The organism is Nosocomiicoccus massiliensis, from assembly GCF_002871345.2.
In the GTDB taxonomy this organism is placed as follows: domain Bacteria; phylum Bacillota; class Bacilli; order Staphylococcales; family Salinicoccaceae; genus Nosocomiicoccus; species Nosocomiicoccus ampullae_A.
Window position 1 is genome coordinate 961,642 of record NZ_CP136964.1, and the last position, 24,249, is coordinate 985,890.

General features: G+C 32.7%; 24 protein-coding genes. 3 read left to right on the top strand and 21 right to left on the bottom strand.

What is annotated here, in order from left to right:
• Nucleotides 1–38 precede the first annotated feature (38 nt).
• Complete coding sequence (locus CJ229_RS05070) at nt 39–701, top strand: response regulator transcription factor (RefSeq protein WP_102167193.1); 663 nt, start codon at nt 39–41, stop codon at nt 699–701.
• Entirely contained in the window at nt 691–2,031 is a 1,341-nt protein-coding gene (locus CJ229_RS05075) for a sensor histidine kinase (RefSeq protein ID WP_102167192.1), read from the top strand. The genes CJ229_RS05070 and CJ229_RS05075 overlap by 11 nt, the downstream gene beginning before the upstream one ends.
• A gap of 190 nt (nt 2,032–2,221) precedes the next feature.
• Here the strand turns inward: CJ229_RS05075 and CJ229_RS05080 are convergent, their stop codons facing one another.
• Nucleotides 2,222–2,845: a hypothetical protein gene (locus CJ229_RS05080; protein ID WP_102167191.1), complete on the bottom strand. Its 624-nt coding sequence runs from the start codon at nt 2,843–2,845 to the stop codon at nt 2,222–2,224.
• Between the two features lie 145 nt (nt 2,846–2,990).
• Between CJ229_RS05080 and CJ229_RS05085 the strand changes: the two genes are divergently transcribed.
• Nucleotides 2,991–3,842 (top strand): Abi family protein, encoded by an 852-nt coding sequence (locus CJ229_RS05085; RefSeq protein ID WP_102167190.1) that lies wholly within the window; start codon nt 2,991–2,993, stop codon nt 3,840–3,842.
• A gap of 27 nt (nt 3,843–3,869) precedes the next feature.
• Here the strand turns inward: CJ229_RS05085 and CJ229_RS05090 are convergent, their stop codons facing one another.
• From CJ229_RS05090 to CJ229_RS05185, 20 genes are all read right to left on the bottom strand, one after another.
• Nucleotides 3,870–4,844: an LCP family glycopolymer transferase gene (locus CJ229_RS05090; protein ID WP_257993678.1), complete on the bottom strand. Its 975-nt coding sequence runs from the start codon at nt 4,842–4,844 to the stop codon at nt 3,870–3,872.
• Between the two features lie 15 nt (nt 4,845–4,859).
• The gene (locus CJ229_RS05095) at nt 4,860–5,417 is read right to left on the bottom strand and encodes a sugar transferase (RefSeq protein WP_102167274.1); all 558 of its coding nucleotides are present in this window, start codon (nt 5,415–5,417) and stop codon (nt 4,860–4,862) included.
• 6 nt (nt 5,418–5,423) lie between these two features.
• Nucleotides 5,424–6,308 carry an NAD-dependent epimerase/dehydratase family protein gene (locus CJ229_RS05100; RefSeq protein WP_317846516.1) on the bottom strand — a complete coding sequence of 295 codons (885 nt, stop codon included), beginning with the start codon at nt 6,306–6,308 and terminating at the stop codon, nt 5,424–5,426.
• An 8-nt stretch (nt 6,309–6,316) separates the two neighbouring features.
• Nucleotides 6,317–6,946 carry a glycosyltransferase gene (locus CJ229_RS05105; RefSeq protein ID WP_317846517.1) on the bottom strand — a complete coding sequence of 210 codons (630 nt, stop codon included), beginning with the start codon at nt 6,944–6,946 and terminating at the stop codon, nt 6,317–6,319.
• Entirely contained in the window at nt 6,936–7,466 is a 531-nt protein-coding gene (locus CJ229_RS05110) for a glycosyltransferase (RefSeq protein ID WP_317846518.1), read from the bottom strand. Before CJ229_RS05110 ends, CJ229_RS05105 begins: the two co-directional genes overlap by 11 nt.
• Before the next feature lie 23 nt (nt 7,467–7,489).
• Nucleotides 7,490–8,455 carry an ATP-grasp fold amidoligase family protein gene (locus tag CJ229_RS05115; RefSeq protein ID WP_317846519.1) on the bottom strand — a complete coding sequence of 322 codons (966 nt, stop codon included), beginning with the start codon at nt 8,453–8,455 and terminating at the stop codon, nt 7,490–7,492.
• 2 nt (nt 8,456–8,457) lie between these two features.
• The gene (locus CJ229_RS05120; protein ID WP_102167186.1) at nt 8,458–9,738 is read right to left on the bottom strand and encodes a nucleotide sugar dehydrogenase; all 1,281 of its coding nucleotides are present in this window, start codon (nt 9,736–9,738) and stop codon (nt 8,458–8,460) included.
• Between the two features lie 11 nt (nt 9,739–9,749).
• The gene (locus tag CJ229_RS05125) at nt 9,750–10,760 is read right to left on the bottom strand and encodes an NAD-dependent epimerase (RefSeq protein ID WP_102167185.1); all 1,011 of its coding nucleotides are present in this window, start codon (nt 10,758–10,760) and stop codon (nt 9,750–9,752) included.
• Nucleotides 10,757–11,806 (bottom strand): glycosyltransferase, encoded by a 1,050-nt coding sequence (locus CJ229_RS05130; RefSeq protein ID WP_070710131.1) that lies wholly within the window; start codon nt 11,804–11,806, stop codon nt 10,757–10,759. Before CJ229_RS05130 ends, CJ229_RS05125 begins: the two co-directional genes overlap by 4 nt.
• Entirely contained in the window at nt 11,806–13,176 is a 1,371-nt protein-coding gene (locus CJ229_RS05135; RefSeq protein WP_070710132.1) for a lipopolysaccharide biosynthesis protein, read from the bottom strand. The genes CJ229_RS05130 and CJ229_RS05135 overlap by 1 nt, the downstream gene beginning before the upstream one ends.
• On the bottom strand, nt 13,170–14,465 hold the full coding sequence (locus CJ229_RS05140) for an O-antigen ligase family protein (RefSeq protein ID WP_070710133.1): 1,296 nt from the start codon (nt 14,463–14,465) through the stop codon (nt 13,170–13,172). Before CJ229_RS05140 ends, CJ229_RS05135 begins: the two co-directional genes overlap by 7 nt.
• A gap of 15 nt (nt 14,466–14,480) precedes the next feature.
• Nucleotides 14,481–16,286 carry a polysaccharide biosynthesis protein gene (locus tag CJ229_RS05145; RefSeq protein ID WP_102167184.1) on the bottom strand — a complete coding sequence of 602 codons (1,806 nt, stop codon included), beginning with the start codon at nt 16,284–16,286 and terminating at the stop codon, nt 14,481–14,483.
• 17 nt (nt 16,287–16,303) lie between these two features.
• Complete coding sequence (locus CJ229_RS05150) at nt 16,304–17,071, bottom strand: tyrosine-protein phosphatase (protein ID WP_068129427.1); 768 nt, start codon at nt 17,069–17,071, stop codon at nt 16,304–16,306.
• On the bottom strand, nt 17,071–17,760 hold the full coding sequence (locus tag CJ229_RS05155) for a CpsD/CapB family tyrosine-protein kinase (RefSeq protein WP_068129429.1): 690 nt from the start codon (nt 17,758–17,760) through the stop codon (nt 17,071–17,073). The genes CJ229_RS05150 and CJ229_RS05155 overlap by 1 nt, the downstream gene beginning before the upstream one ends.
• Nucleotides 17,761–17,764: 4 nt before the next feature.
• Entirely contained in the window at nt 17,765–18,430 is a 666-nt protein-coding gene (locus CJ229_RS05160) for a YveK family protein (RefSeq protein ID WP_102167183.1), read from the bottom strand.
• A gap of 197 nt (nt 18,431–18,627) precedes the next feature.
• Nucleotides 18,628–19,083: a hypothetical protein gene (locus tag CJ229_RS05165; protein ID WP_145998135.1), complete on the bottom strand. Its 456-nt coding sequence runs from the start codon at nt 19,081–19,083 to the stop codon at nt 18,628–18,630.
• 53 nt (nt 19,084–19,136) lie between these two features.
• A complete protein-coding gene (locus CJ229_RS05170; protein ID WP_180953394.1) occupies nt 19,137–20,330 on the bottom strand; it encodes an amidohydrolase in 1,194 nt (397 codons plus the stop codon).
• Between the two features lie 19 nt (nt 20,331–20,349).
• Nucleotides 20,350–21,126, bottom strand: coding sequence for a hypothetical protein (locus CJ229_RS05175; RefSeq protein ID WP_070710141.1), 777 nt, complete (start codon nt 21,124–21,126; stop codon nt 20,350–20,352).
• Nucleotide 21,127: 1 nt separating this feature from the next.
• Nucleotides 21,128–22,480 (bottom strand): IS1096 element passenger TnpR family protein, encoded by a 1,353-nt coding sequence (locus CJ229_RS05180; protein WP_102167181.1) that lies wholly within the window; start codon nt 22,478–22,480, stop codon nt 21,128–21,130.
• Between the two features lie 138 nt (nt 22,481–22,618).
• Nucleotides 22,619–24,226 (bottom strand): alanine/glycine:cation symporter family protein, encoded by a 1,608-nt coding sequence (locus CJ229_RS05185; protein WP_102167180.1) that lies wholly within the window; start codon nt 24,224–24,226, stop codon nt 22,619–22,621.
• Nucleotides 24,227–24,249: the final 23 nt, after the last annotated feature.

The window sequence follows — 24,249 nt, forward strand, 5'->3', positions numbered from 1 at the left end:
ATGAACTCAATATGAACAAATTATTTTAGGAGGAAATTATGGTTAACATTTTAATTGTAGACGACGAAGCGTCCCTTCGTGATATGGTCGCATCAAAGTTAAAGCCTGACTACACGCCGTTTCTAGCCGAAGACGCAATGCAGGCTTTCGATATTTTACAAGATGAAGATATACACCTCGCTGTTGTCGACGTCATGATGCCGTATATGAACGGCTTTGAGCTTTGTAAGCATATAAAAAATGATTACGATATACCGGTCATTATGCTTACAGCGAGAAGTGAATTATATGATAAACGTGAAGCGTATCAAGCTGGAACGGATGATTATATGACGAAACCATTTGAACCAGAAGAGTTAAAATTTAGAATTGAAGCGGTCCTTTCAAGATACGGTCAATCATCAAGTACGACGATTGGGAATGTCACTTTAGATAGTAAAGCGTACTTAATTGAAGTCGATTCTGAAACACTATATTTCCCGAGAAAAGAATTCGAGTTGCTCGAGAATCTTTTCATAAATTATCCGAATGTATGTAGTAGAGATATGCTCATTGAAGAAATTTGGGGATATGACTTTGAAGGTGACGAACGTACAGTAGACGTGCATATTAAACGTGTGAGAAAACGACTCAGTGCTGTAAACTCTCGTATTGAGATTAAAACAGTGCGCGGGATTGGATATCAAGTCCATGAACTTTAAACATTTGTCGACGCGTTTTATCGTCATTACACTCGTTGTTATGGCAATAAGCAGCATACTTGCATTCCTACTCTCAAACGTCTACTACCATTTTTATGAGAAAGAAAAAAACGACGCGCGCATTACTGAAACGTTATTAAAACAAAAAGAGTTTATAGAAAATGATAAGAGACCTGCTGAAGAAATTTTTAACCAAATCGCGAGTTTAGACTTTCAACTCGTCGTGATTAAAAACGGAGAAAAACAATTTTACGGCGATCCGTTTCGACTCGATAACTTACCAGAAGATGCACTGCAAGATGACATCTATCACGGAATTAAAAATCGACCGTTCAACATTTTAATTACAGGATTCTTTGACAATGAAACGAAAAACACAGTCGGTACAAATGTCACAATTCACGGTGAGACGTATTCCGTATTTATGAGACCAAACGTCGGAGAAAGTATGGGAGAGTTTCGTATATTTTTAGCGATTCTACTGAGTCTTTTAATCGTTTTCTCGATTATATTTGTTGCTTTATCGTCTAACTTTATAATCGCACCAGTCATTCGGTTAAAGAATTTCGCCAGTGACATAAGGTTAGGAAAATATACGACAGAAAACATTGTCACTAGACGCGATGAAATCGGAACACTGCAACGTGAGATGGCGCATATGAGTCAAGCGATTCGTGATCAACAAAAAACGAACGAACGATTCGTTGCTAACGTCTCACACGAAATCCAGTCCCCGATCTCGAACTTACTCATGCAACTTGAATCATTAAAACGAGAATACAATAAAGACACGATTCAAAATATGGAACACCAAGCGAAGCGACTGAGCGGGTTAACAAAGCAACTGTTACTCCTCGCTTCAATTGAACAGAGTGAATCACAGCTAGAGAAAACGCACTTCGGTGCACGACCATTTATTAACGAAATCGTCCAAAGTCAGTCATACATGCTCGACCAAAAAGAAATCTTTTTAATGACGCACGTTGAAGATATCGAAATATATGGCAGCAGCCATCTCTTATATCAGGCGATTACGAACCTACTCACTAACGCAATTAAATACACGAATCATTACGGTGAAATCAATATCTATGTCAGAAAAAACAATGAGCGCGCAGAAATCATCGTAGAAGATGACGGCATCGGGATGAACGAAGACACAAAAGCGCATCTCTTTGAAAGATTTCACAAAGACCATCGAGCCGAAGACAACATCCCATCAAACGGTCTTGGAATGGCGATTGTCAAAGAAATCATCGACCTGTACGGTGGTGAAATAGAAGTAGAGTCTGAAGAAGGAAAAGGTACGAAAATAACGGTGACGGTTTAAATAGACCGAATTTACTGCGTAAATTCGATTATTATACTATCTCTTAGATTGATGCATTTTAATTTATTTTAAATACTTTATCACTATATGTTGATAAAAGATTTCATAAGTAATAGTTGTATATTGCATTATTACTTATGATTTTTTATACAATAGTCCATATTTAAAACCATCAGTTTTGCTAAGGTTTTTAATTATATTCTTCTAAGAATTTTACTGAAGATAAATATTGTTGATAATCTAAAATTGCTTTAATAATTTTTTGGAAATTTATTACTAAATCCTCAGTAATTAGACTCTCATTTTCTATATTTTTGGAGAATGAGTAAAATTCATCGATTTCTTCTTTAGTATTAAGGACTAAATTATCTTCAGGCCCATGATATATCATTCGGTTATGATAATATAAATCATAGAGCTCTGTGATTAACTCTTTAGCACTTCTAACATTGAGTTCTTGGCGCAAATATCTTGGATTTGTTATAAGCTCATATTCATGCGACGATATATTTCCTTCCCCACCTCCACCGCCGGTATCTAATCCACCTCTATTTTCTTCAAGTTTCTGTTGCAATAATCTGTTTTTATCATAAATTAGCTCTAATTGCTTCTTAATGCTATTCTCTCTGTTAGCTAGCTCTAAAATAATGTTTGAAGATTCTAGTTTAATATCATCAGCTTCTCTTATTTTATTAATTAACACATCGAAAAGTTTCTTAAATTCTTTATAAAATATTAATATTACTAACAAAATTAAAATAGGAAAAGTAAAATGCATATATAACATTTCAAATGTACTATATATGTTATTCATCTAACACACCTTCTATCAACAATAATTTGTTTCTATTGACTATTATTAAATGTTATTATATTATGAATCTAATAGGACTCCCCGCACCTCTCATCTATGATGATGTGTCCCAGTGGGAGACATTTTTTTATAAAGGTGAAGACGTTTGAAAGACTTAAAGCCTCCAATAACTTATGATGAGCAAATCGCTAAATTAGAACAAAGAGGTTGTTCAATTACTGATAAAGAACAAACTAAAAAGATTCTTTCTCAAATTAACTACTATAAAATTTCAGCTTACTTACTGCCTTTTAAGACTCAGAACGATAAATATCAAAATATCGATTTTAATCGACTTAATAATATTTACCTTTTCGATAGAGAACTTAGAAATTTAATCCTCGAAATGATAGAACCTATTGAAACAGACTTGAAGACTAAGTTAGCATATTATTGTGCACATAAATATGGTTCAGAAGGTTATTTAAATAAGAATAATTTTAATGCTATGCACAATCATACAAAATTCCTTGAAACAATCGAAAAGCTAAAAAGAAAGCAAAAGGATAAACTGTATGTTAAACACCATAAGAAAAACTATAATTCTCGTTTCCCAATATGGGTTATGGTAGAAATGTTTTCTCTAACAACTACTTCAATTTTTTATAGTGACTTAAAAATAAGTGATCAAAAGCAAATCGCTCATTTATATAGAATAAATTATGCAAAGTTAAAAAGTTGGTTCCATTGTATAACTATTCTACGTAATATATGCGCGCACACTGATCGTATTTACTATAATACATTTACACAAATACCAAAAGGGTTTAACAACAATTCGCGCAATAGAAGTTTGTGGCCATTATTTGTAATTATAAAGGAACTATATCCTGATAAAAATACATGGAATAATGAAATTCTTTCACGATTTAAAAATCTTATTAAAAAGTACGAAAGTCATATTGATCTCCATCACTTAGGCTTTGAGATAGACTTTCAAAATGATTTAAAGAAATAGCTGAGATATTAAATATCTCAGCTATTTCTATTCTATCTCTAAATTCTCTTTATACTTTCTCTCTGCTTCTTTTAGACTTTCTTCGTCAGGTAAGAAATACCATAATCCGTCTTCCATAGTTTCTCCAGTACCCTCTAATTGAATACGTTCAACATTACGGCGTGCACCATTATACTTGGTACCAATATCTTGGATATCCGCCATCGTTAAGTCTGTTTTTACATTGTAGCCAAGTGTGTCTACAATCGAGTTAATTCTTGTAATCGAGCCAACGGATAATAACTTTTGACCTAATGCCTCAACGACGAGTTGTTGACGATCCTGACGACCGAAGTCACCACCAGAACCTTCTTCATAACGACTTCTCGTAAACGCGAGAGCCTCAGTACCATCCATGTCATAAGGTAATCCTTCAACATACGAATTCCCTCTTACAGTAAACGTAGCATTACTTGTAACAGTTACGCCACCAACAATATCTATTAAATCTTTTAAACCATCCATATTAATACTCACATAGTGGTCAATTGGCACATTCATTAGATTCTCAATTGAATCTTTTGCCATTTGTGGGCCACCGTAAGCATATGCGTGGTTGATTTTCTCAACCGTACCATTTCCGACTATTTCAGCACGCGTATCTCTTGGGACACTTACCATTACCGTTTTATTAGTATTTGGGTTCACTGATAAAAGAATAATCGAATCCGAACGCTCGCCGAGTCCATCTCGAGATTCGTCAGAGTCAATACCGAATAACGCGATCGAAATCGGGTCTTTTTTATCAACATTTACATCTTCTCTTCTAAGTTTAGAAGCTTGTCTCTCTTCTGTACCTTCATTAATACTCGTACTCAATTGGTTTAACTTATAAAAAGTAAACACAGCAAAAGCAAGTCCTGCGATAATAAATAAAAGAAAACAAGTAAGTAGTACTTTTAGCCATACAGGCATTCTTTTTTTACGACGTCTTCGTTTTCTTACTTTTTGTCTCTCCTCCAAAATTAGACATCCTTTCTAATGTTTCACACCATCCGAAGTTACAGTATTTTTAATAGTTTTAAATATAATATACATATCAATTAAAAAAGTTCTATTTTCAACGTAATACTTATCAAATTGAACTTTTTCATAATCGGATATATCGTCTCTTCCCATTACCTGAGCAAGACCAGTTAAACCTGGTCTAACAGTATGTACATTTTCTTTAGTTCTTGCTTCAATTAATTCATATTGGTTATAGAGTGCTGGTCTTGGACCCACAACTGACATATCACCTTTAATAATGTTATATAATTGAGGTAACTCGTCAATTGAAGTTTTTCTGATAAATTTTCCCGTCTTCGTAATGTATTTGCTAGCATCAATTTTATCAGTCGCTAAATGCGGTGTATCTATTCTCATTGACCTAAATTTATAAATATCGAATAACTCGTTATTTAAACCTGGTCTTTTTTGAGTAAAGATAGCTGGACCTTCAGATTCTTTTTTTATTAAATAAGAAGTGACTAATAATACTGGAGAAAATACAATTAATACAGCACTCGCACTAATAATATCAAATAGTCTTTTAATCAAATCTTATTCTCCCTTATACTCTAATATTTGTTGTTCTATTCCTTTTTCAAAAGAGCGTGGTTTAAAGTCAAAGTCTTTAGTTGCTTCATAATGACTAAAGTCTTTATCTTCTTGCATTCTTAAAACTTGTTCATCCTGAATAGGAAACTTACTAGTTATTTTTTTACCGATTTTTGCTGTGTAATAAGAGAATTTTATAGGAATTCGAACAAAGCTAGTTTTTTTACCAAGTTTCCTAGAAACGATTTTAAGTAAATCTAAATATTCAATAGGTTTTTCCCCAGATAAATTATATTCTTTATTTTTGGTGACATCTTCATTATCCAAAACTTGCTTATATGCAATGGCTAAATCTTTGCCATTTACAGGTTGCATAAGATTCTTTCCATTACCAAAAACTGGGTAGACTGGAGATTTGTCTAAAAACTTAATTAACTTAGACATATTTCTATCTCTCATAGAACCATAGATTATTGTTGGTCTTAATATAGTTATATTTATTTTATTTTTTAGTTTTAGCAATTCATCTTCAATAGCTATATATTCTTCTGATGCGATCTTAAATTTGGAATATCTACCTGTTGTATGTACAGCTATAATCCAATCGACCTTATTTTCAATCGATGAATTAAATAAATTTTTACTCATTTGGATCCCAGCTATATGCAGTATTACATCGATATTTTCTGTGATTTTTTTAATAAATTTCTGATCTGTTAAATCTCCGTGATGCTCAATAATATTCAATGATGATTTTTGAATGAAGGATCTAAGTGAATTATCTCTAACAACAACATGAATTTCTTCAAAATCGTTTTTTTCGTCTTCGAGATTTTTCAAAAATTCTTTACCCGAGAAACCTGTTGCTCCTGTTAATAACAATCTCATAAATACACCTACTTGTTAGTTACTAAATTAAATATTTCGAGTTGCTTTTCTACTACATCGTTCTCATTATAGAGTTTATGAGCACGCTCATAACCGTTTTCTTGCATCTTTGTTAATAATGCTCTGTCGCTATTTAATTTATCAATATATGAAGCGATTGCTTGACTATCATTTAATTCAAATAAGAAGCCCGTCTCGTTATTAACCACTTCTTCTCTTGAGCCTCTAATGTTAGTCGCTAAAACAGCATTTTTCATTGACATTGCTTCAATTATTGAACGTGGCATACCTTCTCTGTATGATGGTAAACAAAATACATCACTTGCATATAGATATTCATTTACATTTTCTATTTGACCAGTAAAAATTACATTAGGATTATCTTCAAAATTTTTAAGTTTATTAAAAGTCTCAGTATCTCTTTCTCCAGGTGGTAGACTTCCTATAATAATGTATTTTATATTATTAAATCCTAAAAGTTCTATACTTTCTAAAAAGTCTAAAATTCCTTTTTCCTCTACTAGCCTACCTATAAATGTTACTACAATATCTTCTTCACTAATACTATGTAGATTTCTAATATCTTCTCTTACTTTTGGAGATAAACTTTCGTAATTAAACTTTTTATCAAGAATCAATACCATTACTAATGTGTATATGATTACTTTTATTTTTTAAAAAGTTATTGCTTTTTGCAATTTCATGATCTTCTATACTTTGAGTAAATATAAAATCTGTAAAATATCTGCCCATATATTTTTCAATATTAAAATAAAATTTATAATCTTTTTCATTCATATCATCATGAAAATAAAATCCATGAGCTGTGTATATTATTGTTGGTACTCTAGCTAATTTTGCAGCTATTCTACCTAAAACAGCAGCAACAGGAGTGTGCACATGAACAATATCAGGATTAATTGCTTTAAATAACGTATACAGCTTGTATATAGACTTTAAATTACTTAACGGACTAATCTTTCTATCAATTTTAATATCATGAAAAATTAAACCATCTTTTTTAATCTCATCTACATAATTTCCAGGTGAACATGCAGTATGAACCTCAAAACCTGATTCTTTACTCGCCTTGTTAAGCGGTGCAAGGAAATTATTCATAGTCATATCAATTGCGGAAACTTGAACAATTTTTTTCATATAATTAACTCCCAAATAAATGATTATATTAAATATCGACTGTCTATATCATCTAGCTTAATATTACTTCCCATTTCGATGCTTCGTTCTCTTGGTTTTATAACTAAATTTCCTCCGTTAGAGTAGAATGTCATTTCTCCAAAATAAACTTCATCTTCTGATACAATAAAATCTACTCTGCAATAAGGGAATTCTGCTGCAAGTTTCTCAGCTGCTTTCCACATTTTGTCCAAATCTTTACTAAATTGTATTTCTTTTGTTAGAGCAGGTCTTAACAATCCAATATCATCAAGTAAATTCAGGTTCTTATCATAATAGTTTATACTAGATTCACTTAATGATTGGATACCATTTGCATCAGTTAAGTTATCACATATTGTAAAAAATTCTACTTTACCATCTAACACAAAAAATTTATAATCATTAAACTTTTTCATATCTAAAAATGGTTCTACAACTAAAAGTGGCGAAATTCCATCATAATTCCATTCTCTAGAACGTTTATAATAATTAAAGTTTTGTGCTTTATCGAAATATTTCTTTGCTTTTTTAAGATTTGTATTATTTTTATCAATCATCATATTTAATCCTGAAGCATGGTTAGTCTTAATAAAAACTTTATCAGGAAGTTCTTTAAAATCAATATCATCAAAACTTTTATATGCGCCATAAATATTCATAAGATAATTAGAAAAACCTTTTTCTTCAACATATTGTCGTACACGATACTTATCTGAACACTTTTTCATTAACGGATTTCTATAATGAATTTTTAACCATAATACCTTTTCATGAAATTCCTTTGGGTTTTCTAAATTAGGTGTTATTCCTGTATTTTTAATAAAATTTTTCTTAATAAACTCTTTATCAGTAAGATTCTTATTAAGAAATATTTTAATATTCGACAAATAAACGTAGATATTTTTTGTGATACCCTTGTATAGTAGTTTCCTTAATATTCTTTTCAAATTAACTCTATTTATATTCATTTCTACAATCTCCACAGCTTCTGATTCTCTTTTAAATCTTGCTTTGAAATCATACCTTTGATATCAAAAATGATACCATCATCAGATACTAACTCTAGATAACTTGCTTTATTTTTAATATAGTCCTCATGTTGAACCGCAATAATTAAAGCATTTGAAACTTCTAACTCATCTTTTGCTTTTAAATCTACATCATAAAGTTGTTTAGCTTCTTTAGAATCCGCTTCAACATCATTCACTACTACATTTAGACCGTATTTCTCTAACTCATTAATTAAATCTACAGCTTTTGTATTTCTTAAATCTGGACAATTTTCTTTAAATGTCATCCCTAAGAAATTCACAGCTTTTCCTTGAACTTCATGTCCATTTTTAAGTAGTTTTTGAACTATATCTGACGCGATTAGCTTTGGCATATTATCGTTAATTCTACGTCCAGAAAGAATAACTTCAGGATGGTGTCCAAGTTCTTGTGCTTTATATGTTAAATAATAAGGATCAACACCGATACAGTGTCCTCCAACTAGTCCTGGTCTGAAATCTAAGAAATTCCATTTTGTACGTGCTGCTTTTAGTACTTCATTGGTATCAATTCCAGCTTTGCTACAAATAATTGCAATTTCATTCATTAAAGCAATATTTACGTCACGTTGAGTATTTTCAATCACTTTAGCTGCTTCAGCAACTTTAATACTAGATGCTCTATGAACACCAGCAGTAACTACTGATTCATAAACTTTAGCAATAATGTCTAAAACTTCATCGTTTTGTCCAGAAACAACCTTAATAATAGATTCAAACGTATTAACCTTATCCCCTGGGTTAATACGTTCTGGAGAATAACCAACAAAGAAATCTTCCCCTGCTTTAAGCCCTGAGTATTTCTCAAGAACAGGTATACAATCTTCCTCAGTAGCACCAGGGTACACCGTCGATTCAAAAACAACAATTGTACCTTTCGGAGCGTTCACTAACGCTTTTCCAACAGATTGGCTTGCACCAAGAAGCGGAGCTAGATTCGGCTGCTTATGCTCATTAATCGGTGTTGGAACCGCAACGATAATAAAGTCAGCTTGACTTAAGTCATCTAAATTAGTTGTATACGAAATATCAGTTTTTTCTAAATTAGCAGCTTCCACCTCTTCTGTACGATCGTACCCTTTTTTTAATTCTTCAATTCTATTTTCATTAATATCAAAACCAATTACATGTTGTTTCTTACCAAAAGTTACAGCCATCGGTAATCCTACATAACCGAGACCAACTACTCCTATTTTTCTCATATTAGCACCTCTTATAGTTTTATATCATAATAATTAATGTACCAATCAACAAACTCATTCACACCATCTTGAATATTAGTTTCAGGCTTAAAATCAATATCCCTAAATAAATCTTCAACATTGGCGTAAGTTTCAGGAACGTCACCTGGCTGTAAATCCATATAGTTTTTCTTAGCTTCAATATTAAGCTTATTCTCAATTGCCTCAATGAATTCCATTAAGCGAACAGGGCTATTGTTACCTATGTTATATACTTTATATGGTGCATAAGACGAACCAGGGTCTGGATCATTACCATCCCATTCATTGTTTGGTCGTGCAGGTCTTTCAACTAATCTACTAATGGCTTCAACAATATCATCAACATAGGTAAAGTCACGCATCATATTACCATGATTATAAACATCGATTTCTTTACCTTCGATAATAGATTTTGTGAATTTAAATAGCGCCATATCCGGACGTCCCCATGGTCCATACACTGTAAAAAACCTAAGTCCTGTTGTTGGGATATTATATAAATGGCTGTATGTATGCGCCATTAATTCATTAGATTTTTTTGTTGCTGCATATAAACTTAACGGATGATCTACATTATCACTTGTTGAGAAAGGTTTAGAAGTATTTGCACCATAAACAGAACTAGATGATGCATAAATCAAATGATTCACATCAAAATGACGGCAACATTCTAAAACATTCATGAAGCCAACAATATTCGAATCAATATACGCTCTTGGATTTTCTAAGCTATAACGTACACCCGCTTGAGCAGCTAAATTGATAACAATATCCGGCTGTTCTTTTCTAAAAACTTTCGTTAATTCATCATAATCTTCTAGATTAAGTTTATAAAAAGTATGATAATTTTCGTCAATAGTCTTTAATCTGTCCTCTTTTAATTGTGGATCATAATAATCATTGATATTATCTACCCCAACAATAGAATGACCTTTTTCAATTAACTTTTTTGCTAAATGTGAACCAATAAATCCTGCAGTGCCTGTGATTAAAACTTTCATTTCAATACCTCTTCATAATATTTTTTATATTGCTCAACTATTTTTCTCATTGAATAATTATTTTGAATTATACAATAAGCTTCTTTAGATTTCTGTTTTAGAATCCTAGGATTGTGATATGCTTTCTCTAAAACTTTTATTAAGTCTTTGTAATTCATACTTATCCTAAATCCAGACTCTCTAATTATATCCCAACTTTCTCCAGCGTTTGTTGAAATAACTGGTACTCCAATAGACATTGCTTCACCTATAACATTAGGGTAACCTTCAGTCTTAGATGTAAGTACTAGAACATCAATAACTTTATAAATATTAAATGGATCCTTTACTTCACCATGCCATTGAATTTTACTTTTTACATCATCAGATATAATTGATGAGAAACTTTCATAATTCATATTACTGCCAGCAATATGAAGTTCAACATTTTTATCAATTGCAAATTCATTAAAAGCCCTAAATAACATTTGTTGGTTTTTAACAGGATGATTTCGTCCTACATAACCTATTTTAAGAGAACCATTTGAACTATTACTTTGATACATATAATTTTTTAAGTGAAAACCGTTATTTATCACTACAGGTTTTTTTAAAAATAATCCCTTATTTTCAAATTCATTTTTAGAAGCATTTGATACAAATACTGTTCCATCTACATATCCTAAATAACTACTTTCAATAACACTTTTACTCCTCGTATATTTCTTTCTTACACCATGTCTAATATTTATCAGATATTTAGGCTTCTTTATCACATATTTAAGAATTGGAGAAATATAATTTAACTTTAGCCAAGTTTGGACAATATCAGGTTTCTCTTTTTTTATTATTGAAATAATTTTTGATATCATTTTAAATTTACCTAATATATTATTTTTTAAATTTAATTCAATAATATTAATATTTTCATTAATTTCATAATGAATGTTACTTTTTAGAACAGATATAATTACATGTTCATTTTCATTATCTAAATTAACGAGATTACTTAACATTCTCTCAGCACCTCCACTCTCGAGTGAAGTTATTACATGGACTATTTTCACTAAAATTTCTCCTTCATTAAAACAGTTTCTTTAAATTTGAAATAACTTATACCAATATATATTGTTAAAATAAAAATTTTTATTGAAGCAGTTATATAAACATTTGTAAGATTAATATTCCAAACTATCAAAACAACAACAATTGTAATTAGTAAAAAATAAGATAGTTTTTTGGGATAAAAATTTAAATGCTTTTCTTTATTTAATTTTTTTAAAATCATAATATTAGAAATAGAAAATGCGATTAAACTACTTATAGCTGCTGCTAAAACACCTATTAAGTTTAAGAGTAAACTATTGATAATTATATTTACTAATACTGCCACTATTGACGGTATTAGTATAATATTTGTTTTTTGTAATAATTGAACTGCTTGACCATAAATATATGAATTTACTCCATGAATGAAAGTAGCTAAAATAACAAAAACTATAATTAATTCGGTTGTTTTATAATTAAATGAATTTAAAATAGTAACAAATTCAGGAGTTAGTACTAGTAAAGCAGCTACTAAGGGAATTGAAATCACGTATACAATTTCTATATATCTATTAAACGTTTTAGTATAATCACCTTTTTGTTTCAAAACCCTTGGTAATGAGGCCATAGCCATAGCGCCCATCACCATATATAAACTATTATGAAATAAATCATAAACTAAAGAGTAATAGCCGGTTCTTTTAACATCAAGAAAAAACGTAATTAAATACTTATCTATATTTTGTAATAACATACCAAGTGCAAAAGAAATAGTTAGAGGTAAACCATATACTAGGAAAGCTTTCATTAATTTGAAATCTTTTTCTAATTTAATTTTCTCTTTAAAATTAAAGAAGTAATATAAATTAGATGTTAATAATCCTATAGAATATGAAAGTAAAGATTGATCAAATGACAATTTATTATATATATAGATGAATAAAATTAAAGTTATAACAAAGAATATATTTTTTATTAAATTTCCAAATAAAACTAATTTAGGCTTTAGTATCGTTCGATAATAATTATTTAAAATCTCATTAACAATAAGATTACTCAACATAAATAAGAGCAAAAATATCTGTGTGATACCTAAGTTTAAACTTAAACCTACTATAGTTAAAATACCAACAATAATTATTAAAACTAAAAGTTGAAAAGTAAAAGTTTTACCTAAAAAATTTGGAATCTGTCGATTATAAAACCTTATTAATCCTGATCTTATCCACTGTGAGCTTATAACGTTTATTAATCCAATACTTACTATCGCTACACTATATAAACCATAGTCATTAGGACTCATAAATTTAATGAAAATAAATAAAGCAACAAAACTTAAAATTGCAGGAAATATTCTTGAAAGCAAATAAATAAAACTATCTCTTAACATTTACATACACCTTTTACATCTAATAGAATCAAGGCAAAAAAAGTGAGAGCAAAAGTGTGATAATATGATATGAAAAATTGCCCAAACATAGCCGATATAATAATTATGATTATTGGGATTAGTAGCAAAATTTTAGTTTCTAACGAACTGGTTAAAAAATTTTTACATTCATATATATAGTTAAACATGAACATTGTTACTATTATTAAGCCAACAATACCCCATATTGTTAAAATTTCTAAAACTATATTATGAGATGATTGATTAATGAAAGAATTATAATTTTGAACCTTTAATAAATAATCCTGCATTCCAGTTCCAAATAGTAAAACTTTGTAATCTGTAGTAATAATATTTATATATTGGCTATAAATGTCTAGTCTTCCTCCACTAATATCGTCAGCTTCAATCACTCTTCTTGAGATTGCTTTCGTAAAATTTGTTGCATATTTTATCATTACAAGAAGAGAGCTAATCAACAAGATAAAAATCATTATAATTTTTAGTGCTTTTTTCTTTATCATTTGATAAATGGCAATTAATACCAGGGTTGTTATCATTAGTAAAAAAAATGATCTTGACAGTGTTAGTGAACCTATAAAAATAACATAAGAAATTAATATAATATTTTTTATACTATATTTTAAGTATCCAAGATTAATTAAAACTAGATAAGTACCTACAATAAAAGCACTATTCTTACCAATAGTATTCGGATTCATCAACAAAGCAGATTCATCTTTGTTTTTAGGCAAATAGCCAAATCTACGTATTTCATTAAAGAAATTCGCAACATTATATGATGTTATGTATGTACCAATAGTAATGAGGCTAAATGAAACAAAGCCTAGTAGTAAAAAGTTGAAAGTAACTTTTATATTTACAGTGTTTCTTAGCTGTTTTAAAAACATAAAGGGTATGAGGCAAACTAAAAAACCAAATAATTTAATTATACTTTCTTGAAATCCCATTAAACTATTGATGAACACATGTACACTCTCATTTAGTGTCAATAAAAGAATCAATAACGAATTTATTCCTATAATAATATTGTTGCGATGATACCATAATAAGAAAATCACAAATAAAATATTGGTAAGGTATAATAAAAATTCCGATGAAATCATAACTAAGTATAAATATACTCCTAGAATATTTCTTTTAGTTGAGAAGAAAAAAGAAGATACATATAATATACCAATAATAAATAAAGGTATCGGTATAAAAATTTGGTTAATAAATTGGAGTAAAAATATCAAAATTAAATTATAGTAGACTAAATTTTTCATTAACTAACACCAACGTTATTTTTTATTTGCGACACTCAATAAATAATCTTTATCAAAATTATATGATATTACCTTTAGTATAGGTGACAGGTCTTTTTTACTACACTTAACCACTTTCCCTCTATATATACCCTCATACACTTGTTCTGGATGTATCTCGTCTTCATTTAACAACTCTTCAAACAGTTTCTCACCCGGTCTAATACCAGTGAACTCTATACCAATCTCCTCTTGACTATAACCACTTAAACGGATCATTTTTCTCGCGAGATCTACTATTTTAACTGGTTCACCCATATCTAGAACGAACACTTCTCCACCTTCTGCAAGTGCACCTGCTTGTAGTACAAGTCGTGATGCTTCTGGTATTGTCATGAAGTATCTCGTCATTTCTGGATGTGTCACTGTTACTGGTCCACCCGCTTCTATTTGTTTTTTAAATAGTGGGATTACTGATCCTCTTGAACCAAGTACGTTTCCAAATCTTACTGCGACAAAGTCTGTCGTACTGTCTTCATCATTTAAGCTTTGAACAATCATTTCTGCGACACGTTTTGTTGCACCCATGACGTTTGGTGGGTTTACTGCTTTGTCTGTTGAAACCATCACGAATTTTCTTACGCCTGCTTTTTTGGCCGCTTCTGCGGTATATTTCGTTCCGAAGATGTTGTTTTGTACCGCTTCTTCTGGGTTGTATTCCATAAGTGGTACGTGTTTATGGGCTGCTGCATGGTAAACTGCAAATGGTTTATATTTCTCCATAACTTTTTCCATTCGCTCTTTGTCTTTAATGTCAGCAATTATTGGCACGATGTCGATTGCTTCTCCATATTGCTCAGTGAGTTCTCTATGTATTAAGTATATACTGTTCTCACCGTGTCCTAAAAGGATAATTCTTTCCGGTCCAAACTTGCATATTTGTCTGCAAATCTCTGAACCAATAGACCCACCTGCGCCTGTGATGAGTACTACCTTCCCTGTTAATTGTTTTGAAATCATTGCTGTGTCTAGTTCTACCGGTTCTCTTCCGAGTAAGTCTTCCACTTCTACTTTCTTTAGTTGACTAACTTCTAGCTGACCAGACATTACTTCCTCGATATTCGGCATTCTTAATACTTCTACACCCATACCTTCACATTTTTTTGCAATTTCATTATATCGATTATTTTTTAATGAAGGTATCGCAATAATCACTTTTTTAATTTTATATTTTGATATAAGCGAAGGAATATCTTCTCCTGTCCCTTGTACTTTAATCCCTGTCGTTATAGACATTCCTTGCTTATTTAAATCATCATCTACTACCGTTACTGGCTCCATTCCCATATAAGGAGTTGTAAGCATTTGACGTATGAGTAAGGATCCACCTCTACCTGCACCTACGATAAGTGTTGGTATTTTCTCAATATCTTTATCTGATAAAAATTGCTTTCTTATGATTCTCCATGAAAGTCTTGAGCCTCCAATTAATAGAAGGTGCATCATCCATGTTATAAAATATAATCTAAAAAATGGGGGACTCTGTGTAAATAATGATACTAATATCATCGTCGATATCATAGAAGCTGAAACAGCTTTTACAATGAGTAGCAATTCGTTTACACTTGCATATTCCCATGCTCGATGATACAAATTAAACACAGCAGAGAATACATGATGACTGACTAGTAAAATTCCGGCGGTTAATAAAAGTTTGCTAAGCAAGTAACCTTCAAAATAAGGCTCTAGTATGTAATAACTTAAGTAAATTGAAAATGTCACTATTAATGAATCTATAAGCATTAATAGAAAAATTCTAAATTTAATAGATGGTGGCTTCATGAGAATCTCCTTTCACGTTAAAAAATGCCTAAAAACTTTTTACGTTGTGTAGGCTCTTCTGGTCGGTTCGTATAAACTCTTTCTTTATTTAAAAGACTTTCAGCATTTTTGATCATTTGATTCAATTCATCATGATATGCTTTTAGTTTCTTATTTCTAAATAGACTATCCATTATAAACGGACGACTGTCTACGTTATGTGCATCGGATGCTATAAAATGAACTAAATTATAATCAATCATTTGTAAGCTCACTTGTTGAAGCTTCTTCCCTAAGCCACCGTTTAATGATGTTGTCGTCAGTTGAGCGAGTGCTCCACTGTTAACGAGTTCATATAATAGTTTCAAATCATTTGCGATCGCCTTATTTCTTTCTGGATGAGCGATGATTGGTGTATATCCTCTTTTTTGTAATTCGAATATTATCTGCTTCGTTGAAGACGGTACATGACCTGATGGTAATTCAATTAAGATATATTGAGAGTTCGCTAAAGCAATCGCCTGATTCGAATCTAACTCTTTAAACAATTCATCTTTAATTCTTATTTCTTGTCCAGGATGTAAATTTATACCGATATCTTGAACTTCTTTTTGAGCTTTAAGAAATTCGAGTCCTTCATAAACATTTTTTGCTTCATTATCCCAATTCGGATGTAAATGATGAGGTGTAACGATAATATCAGTTACACCTTCATTTTTTGCTTGCTTTAAAAGTTCAATCGCATCTTCTAAATTTTTAGGTCCATCATCAATACCAACTAAAACATGTGAATGTATATCTATCATTATTCTTCTCCATAATAATAGTAGTAACTGCTTGTAGACTGATCTAACGTCGCTTTATTTAAAATGACGCCAAGTATTTTTGCTCCTGATTTCTCAATTAATTCCTTAGCTCGAATAACTTCATTACGGTTATTTTGAGACGCATCTATAACAAGTACGGCATTATTAGCTAGTTTAGTAAATAGTTGAGCATCTGTTACTGTGAGAATCGGCGGTGTATCTATAATAATCATGTCGTACTGTGTCTTTAACTCTTCAAATATTTCTTTAAAACGTTCTGAAGCAATTAACTCTGACGGGTTCGGTGGTATTGGACCCGCCGTAAGTAAACTTAAGTTATTTACACGAGTCGGGATGACGTAGTGTTCAATAGGTTCTCCTTCAACGATTGCTGTAGATAGTCCACGTGCATTCGGCTCTTGGAACAGATAATGTTGAGTAGGCTTCCTCATATCTCCGTCAATAATTAATGTTTTCATGCCTGATTGTGCATATGTAATTGCTACATTTGAAGTAATTGTTGACTTTCCTGCATCTGGTCGTTCTGCTGTGATTACGAGAGCATTCACGTTACCATCTGGCGTTGAAAACGTGATATTAGTACGTATTCCTCTAAACTTCTCACTTAAAACAGACTTCGGATTTTCATATGTTTCTAATGGGTTTATTGTCTTCTTTTTCTTAGCCATATAACTATTTCACCTTTTCTATACTACCGAGCACTGGTAAATCTAAGTATTCTGCAACGTCATCTTCATTTTTAATACGTTTATCGAGTACCTCTTTTAAAAAGATGATAAGCGCAGCAAGTATAAATCCTACAAACATACCAACCGCGACATTAACTAGTGTTCTCGGTTCTACTTGTTCTCCATTTCCTTCTGCAACAGAAAGAATTGACACGTTGTCGACATTCATAATGTTTTCTACATCTTCACTGAAGACTTCTGCGACTGTGTTTGCGATCGTGTTTGATAATTCACTGTGTTCACTCTTAACACTGATGTTTAACACTTGAGAGTCCGACTGACTTGAAATATTTAGCATATTTTGAATTTCTGTAGTCGTATACCTATTATCTAGACGATTTGAAACTTCATCTAGAATACGTGGACTTTTAATGATTTCAGAATATGTTTTAATTAGCTGTAAGTTCGATTGAACTTGTTGTGTTAACATCGTGTTTTGCGTCTCTTTTTGATTGACCAGTAATTGAGTCGTCGACTCATATTTTGGTGTAATTAAATACATAGAAATCAGTAACGCAATGATTCCAAATAATAATGGTAAAGCTACAATTGAAAAAAAGTTTTTCTTAATAATTTTAAATAAATCTTCTAAATCTATTGTCTGTTCCATTTCTTCCTCCGAGTATGTTTATATATCGTTATTATATATATATATCTATTATGTATCAATATGTAATAACGTTCCTTTTTTCGCTTGAAGATAGTTATCCTAATTTATTCTAATAAAGTACGGAACATTCTACCTATAGTCATCCACACATGACATAAAGCCAGCTCTCCATCTAAATTGAGCTGGCTTTACATCCCCTACGCTTTCTCTACAGTTTTACGGCGCTCTCTGAGTATCATGATCGTTAGAACAATTATTATACATGTCACATTTTTTAAGAATAAAGAAATCGGTAACGCATGTACAGCTAGTCCGAGTGCGAGCGCGAATATTCCGTATAGCGGGAATTTCATCGCAAATTGTGCGAGTACTGCACCGAATATTGCCGGTAATACAAACGGGAATATATTCTGCACGCTTTCTGGGATTATCGTTAATAACCATAATCCAAATAGTATTACAGGTATTAAAATGATTTTGTTAACGAGGCTCGCCATACTAATACCGAGCGTTGCGACGATTTCTACTTTGTCTGTCCCAGGTTTAACACCGACCGCATCTTGAGATGCCGCTGCGGCTGGCAAACACATGTTAGAGATATTTGCTGAGAAAAACGCGATATATGTCCCCGGCACACCAAATACTGCTGTCATATCCATCTACCTCCTATATAAGAAATGCCCAGGGAAAACCTGAGCATTCTTGATTACGCCTCTAAACGATCTACCGTTATTTCACCGATAGATTTCGCACAAATGAGTAATGATTTTTCATTAATTTCAAACTTTGGATGATGGTTTTGATATGCAACTTCTACACCATCTGGTTTTGCACCGACGTTAATGTAAGTCCCAGGTGCCTTTTGTAGATAATACGCAAAGTCTTCAGAGCCTGTAAGTGGTTCTGTCACTTGTACGTCTGTTAAATAGTCTCCTATACTATTTTTCAGTAACTCTCTAACGTGTTCAGATTCTTTTGGATGGTTATATAACACTGGGAAGTGGAAGTCGTAATTCAGGTCACATTGTACGTCAAATGCTTTCTCTAATCCTTCGACCATATCTTTAAAACGTTCATAGACGAATTCTTTATTTTCTTCTTGTAAATAACGCACTGTTCCGCGGAGTGTTACTTTGTCTTGTACGACGTTATAACCACCAGTAGCGTCCTCGAAAGAAGTAATTGAGATAACCGTCATATCTAACGGGTTCATATTTCTAGATACGATCGTTTGAATGTTTGTAATAAAATAACTCGCAGCAACGAGTGCATCTCTCGTTTTATGCGGAAGCCCACCGTGACCTCCGCTTCCCTGGATAACTAAATCAAAGTTTGAGCACCCTGCCATCGCGTTACCTGTCGCAAATTGGATGACCCCTGTGTCGAACATTGGGAAAACGTGCGCGCCGTATACTTCATCTAAATCGTCTAAAATACCAGATTCTACAATAGACTTCGCACCACCTGGCGGCACCTCTTCAGCGTGCTGATGAATAACTTTAATTGTACCGTTCCATTCATCTCTTAACTCATAAAGAGATTCTGCAAGTATAAGCATATACGCAGTATGCGCATCGTGACCACACGCGTGCATAACACCTTCGTTTTTAGATTTAAACGGTAAATCGGTTTCTTCTGTGACTGGTAGTGCGTCGAAATCTGCACGAAGTCCGATCGTCTTTCCTTTATTTTTACCGTTAATTTCAGCGATAATTCCGTAACCATTTCCTACATGTGTCGTCACTTTTACGTCTTTATCTTTATAGAAATCCGCTATAAATTGCGCTGTTTTTTCTTCTTTAAAAGATAGTTCTGGATACTGATGTAAATGACGACGAATTTCGATCATCTTATTTTCTTTTTCTTCAAGTTTTTTAAATAATTTCTCTTTAAGACTCATAATATGCCCTCCGTTTTTTCTAATTTGCATTTTTTAAAATATCATAAATCGACGCGTTAATAATCGCGATTCCTGGTTGATATGGCATCACGAGTCCAGAAATCATCACTTCTTCCCACGGATACTCTTCCATCGTAAATAGAATTTCACCCGCTTCGATTTTTTGTAAAAATGCGTGACGTTCTTTTTCTTCCATCGTTTCTAATATTAATTTTAAGACATCTCTATTTGTTAAGTGTTTACTGATCATATTAATTAATTGTGATCGTGTTGTTGTTTCTTCGAATTCTATATTCAAATAACTCGCGATCATATATAGCTGCTCTTCTCGAGTGAGCATGTTGTAATATTCGATAATTGGATATTCAAATAAGTTCACCGCTGTCGTATACTCCGCATGATTTAAATCGACATTGTTTAGGTGGATATCTTCTCTTACTGTTGGTAGTTCGATTTGTCTACCAAAACTTCGTAATATACCATCTATAACTTCTTCATGAATGACACCTTCACCTTCACCAATAAACAATAGATGATGGTTAAAAGTAAGATATGGGTATTTGTCTAAATCAAACGGCACAACTTGTACGTTTGACTCATGGTGAAAGTTTGAAAATCGTGTAATCAACTCAATTTCGTCTGGCGTGAGTGATTCTGATAGTATCGATAAGTATTGATAACTCATTGCCTCTTCGATTTTTTCATCGATTAATTTATATAAATTCGTCCCTTGTTCACCTATCTTTTTAAGATGAACATCTGTTAAATACATGTTGTAAAACGTTGCGAGATCCATGTTAGTCTTTCCTCTTTTCGTAATACGGTCGTTCTTGGTGGATGATTTTTGCGATATGTGCGTTTATTGCTGTAATCGGATAACGCTCTCGATAATTCCTTGTACGTGCGCGTTCATACACGACGTTATAGTCGATATGGTCTGGACGTGAAAGTATTTCTAGCATCGATTTTACTTTATCGATATCTCCAACGTTATCTATCGGAGTCTCACCTGAATGAGAAATCACGCGCGGTGCGTAATGTTCTGTCGTCACGGTTTTAATGAGTGATACATTCACTTTATATAGTTCTTCACTTTTATAATGGAACGTAAACATTGGATGTGCTTTTAACATAGCATCAACTTGTATAAACGATGCATCTATACCGTCACCATTTTCGTAAAACTTTTGCCCGTTAAACGAAATGTAACTCCCATTATTATTCCAAATAAAGCTCTCTTTTATAATTTCAATCAATTCTCGACCGCTTAAACGCGTCGGAATAATGACATTTCTCGTAATCGATGGTATTTCATCGATGACAAACAATAACTCATAACCGTTAAAATATTTACTTACGTCAATTGACGTTATATTACTAATATCAACGTCTTTTAGAGTATTTAAGACGCCTTCATGCATGACTAAATAATCGCGGTGGACTTGTACCAAAATCCCAAGTGACTTTGCTTCTTGCCACATCGTTTTATTGTCATACACATGAATGTTCTTCTCTGCATTTTCTTTTAACTGTAGCACTGTTTCGTTTGGTAAGAGACTGAGTGCGTGCGATATATATTCTTTCGTCGTTAAATAATTCACGACTGTTTCAATAAAGCTATCTTTATACGATCCATAATGTGTGATATTTAATTTTCGAATGATGTCTCGTAAATGTCGACTCGTTAAATTATCATACAACCATAAAATATTACCTGTGTAAATCGGTGTTAATTTATAAATATCACTCGGCGTCTCAATATCGCTATCATCTAACATCATCTTTACATCACTAATTAAATCTTCACTGAGCAATGTGTCATAAATTTTCTTTATGATATCAAAATGAGTAACAGAGCCTTCAGGTGTATCGATGATATACTGAAACTCTTTTAACGGAAGAAGTTCTTCACTCTCTTCAACATAAATGACGTCCTGACCTTCATTCTCCATTTTTAAACGTTCTACCAGCTTAACTTCAGCCATAGATAGCGAGTGAACGAGTGTCTGAATCTCTTCACCATTATTTAGTTTCTGTAATTTAAATTCGACAAAATCATCGACCGTAGAAAACTCCGTATTGTACCAAATGAGTGCACGGTACAGCATATCATCTTTATAATATGTTTTAAAAAACGCACGTAGATCCATATCATCACCACCATTATCATTACATTCATTTTATCATTGTTTCACTTAAAAGATAAAAGAACCGACTACACTTAGATGAATATAAAAAGAGCTTGAAACAACATTCTGTTGTGTTCAAGCTTTTCATTTTAAATACGATTATTTTTTATTTGTTTTCCATTCGTTAAACGATTCAATTTCACCTGTTTTATTTAGACGCTCAGGGTAATCATGTTGCCAGAATACTGCGTTTGGTATTTCTTCTTTAGAAGGTGAATATAACGCGTAGTTTCCAGACCCTTTTTCTTTCATCTGTGACTCGTAGTCTTTTAGTGCCCGTACGGCTGGTTTAAACAGTATCCATATTGCGACTAAGTTTAGCCAAGCCATCATACCAACACCTAAGTCCCCGAAGTCCCACGCGAGTGCTGCCGTACGAATTGTACCGAACACTGTCGCGAAGATGAGTAATGCACGTACAAAGTTGATCGCAACTTTTGTAGCATTATCACTCAAGTTCCGAGTTAGGTAGGAGATGTTTGTCTCTCCCATATATGAGTAAGCTAAAATCGTTGTGAATGCAAAGAAGAATAATGCGACCGCAACGAATTTAGAGCCTAATCCTGCAAATGTTGGATCAAAGACATATGATGCGCCTTCAAATGCTTTGTCTACCCCTGCTTGAACGTACATCGCTGTTCCTGAGTAATCCTTTGTACCATCTGCTGATTGAACGTAAACTTCACCATCAAATAGTAAGCTAGGACGTCCGTCTGCTAACGTTTGACCGTCTGTTGTGTTATACGTTCCTGAGAGTAAAATGATTAACGCTGTTGCTGTACATACGAATAACGTATCGATATATACTGAGAATGATTGTACTAACCCTTGCTTTGCAGGGTGAGAAACTTCTGCAGCAGCTGCAGCGTGTGGTCCTGTTCCTTGTCCTGCTTCGTTAGAATAAAGACCACGTTTTACACCAATTTCAATCATCGCACCTAAAATACCACCGAACGTTGCTTCTAAGTTAAATGCTGATTTAAAAATTAGTGCGAACATCGCAGGTACGTCTGCAATGTTAATTACGATAATGACAATTGCCATTAAAATATAAATAATTGCCATGAATGGCACGATTGCTGTTGCAACGTTTGCGATAGATTTTAATCCGCCGAATACGATTAAAGCGAGTAAAATCGCAAGAACTGCTCCGACAATCCAGTGTGGGATGCCCCATGCGTTATGTAATCCTGATGCGATTGCGTTTGATTGTACCCCTGGTAGTAACAGTCCTGTTGCAATTACCGTTACAATCGCAAAGGTAATCCCTAAAATCTTACCGAACTTATTGTTAATACCGTACTCCATGTAGTACGCAGGTCCCCCGCGGTATTCTCCGCGTTCTTCACGTTTATAGATTTGTCCGAGTGTCGATTCAATGAATGCTGTACTCGCACCTAAAAACGCTGTTGCCCACATCCAAAATACCGCACCAGGTCCACCGATGAAAATAGCTGTAGATACTCCGACAATGTTACCAGTACCAACACGTCCCGCTAGTGATAAAGAAAGTGCTTGGAAACTTGTAATCCCTTTCGGCGAGTTTTCTCCTCTAAACATTAAACGGACCATTTCCTTAAAGTGTCTCAACTGGAACACCTTTAACATAAGCGTAAATAAAATCCCCGTTAGTAAAAGCCCATAAACGAGAGGTTTACTCCATACGAGATCTAATAAAAACGCTACCAAATTATCAAGAAAATCCATGTGAATTCCCCCTAACATAAGTT

What these genes read in the sequence shown, in the direction of transcription:
- CJ229_RS05125 (WP_102167185.1), bottom strand. Translation starts at nt 10,760, where the DNA reads ATGAAAGTTTTAATCACAGGCACTGCAGGATTTATTGGTTCACATTTA.
- CJ229_RS05135 (WP_070710132.1), bottom strand. Translation starts at nt 13,176, where the DNA reads ATGTTAAGAGATAGTTTTATTTATTTGCTTTCAAGAATATTTCCTGCA.
- CJ229_RS05120 (WP_102167186.1), bottom strand. Translation starts at nt 9,738, where the DNA reads ATGAGAAAAATAGGAGTAGTTGGTCTCGGTTATGTAGGATTACCGATG.
- CJ229_RS05110 (WP_317846518.1), bottom strand. Translation starts at nt 7,466, where the DNA reads ATGAAAAAAATTGTTCAAGTTTCCGCAATTGATATGACTATGAATAAT.
- CJ229_RS05180 (WP_102167181.1), bottom strand. Translation starts at nt 22,480, where the DNA reads ATGGATCTACGTGCGTTTTTTAAAACATATTATAAAGATGATATGCTG.
- CJ229_RS05080 (WP_102167191.1), bottom strand. Translation starts at nt 2,845, where the DNA reads ATGAATAACATATATAGTACATTTGAAATGTTATATATGCATTTTACT.
- CJ229_RS05160 (WP_102167183.1), bottom strand. Translation starts at nt 18,430, where the DNA reads ATGGAACAGACAATAGATTTAGAAGATTTATTTAAAATTATTAAGAAA.
- CJ229_RS05100 (WP_317846516.1), bottom strand. Translation starts at nt 6,308, where the DNA reads ATGAGATTGTTATTAACAGGAGCAACAGGTTTCTCGGGTAAAGAATTT.
- CJ229_RS05070 (WP_102167193.1), top strand. Translation starts at nt 39, where the DNA reads ATGGTTAACATTTTAATTGTAGACGACGAAGCGTCCCTTCGTGATATG.
- CJ229_RS05165 (WP_145998135.1), bottom strand. Translation starts at nt 19,083, where the DNA reads ATGACAGCAGTATTTGGTGTGCCGGGGACATATATCGCGTTTTTCTCA.
- CJ229_RS05170 (WP_180953394.1), bottom strand. Translation starts at nt 20,330, where the DNA reads ATGAGTCTTAAAGAGAAATTATTTAAAAAACTTGAAGAAAAAGAAAAT.
- CJ229_RS05145 (WP_102167184.1), bottom strand. Translation starts at nt 16,286, where the DNA reads ATGAAGCCACCATCTATTAAATTTAGAATTTTTCTATTAATGCTTATA.
- CJ229_RS05150 (WP_068129427.1), bottom strand. Translation starts at nt 17,071, where the DNA reads ATGATAGATATACATTCACATGTTTTAGTTGGTATTGATGATGGACCT.
- CJ229_RS05155 (WP_068129429.1), bottom strand. Translation starts at nt 17,760, where the DNA reads ATGGCTAAGAAAAAGAAGACAATAAACCCATTAGAAACATATGAAAAT.
- CJ229_RS05185 (WP_102167180.1), bottom strand. Translation starts at nt 24,226, where the DNA reads ATGGATTTTCTTGATAATTTGGTAGCGTTTTTATTAGATCTCGTATGG.
- CJ229_RS05175 (WP_070710141.1), bottom strand. Translation starts at nt 21,126, where the DNA reads ATGGATCTCGCAACGTTTTACAACATGTATTTAACAGATGTTCATCTT.
- CJ229_RS05075 (WP_102167192.1), top strand. Translation starts at nt 691, where the DNA reads ATGAACTTTAAACATTTGTCGACGCGTTTTATCGTCATTACACTCGTT.
- CJ229_RS05115 (WP_317846519.1), bottom strand. Translation starts at nt 8,455, where the DNA reads ATGAATATAAATAGAGTTAATTTGAAAAGAATATTAAGGAAACTACTA.
- CJ229_RS05140 (WP_070710133.1), bottom strand. Translation starts at nt 14,465, where the DNA reads ATGAAAAATTTAGTCTACTATAATTTAATTTTGATATTTTTACTCCAA.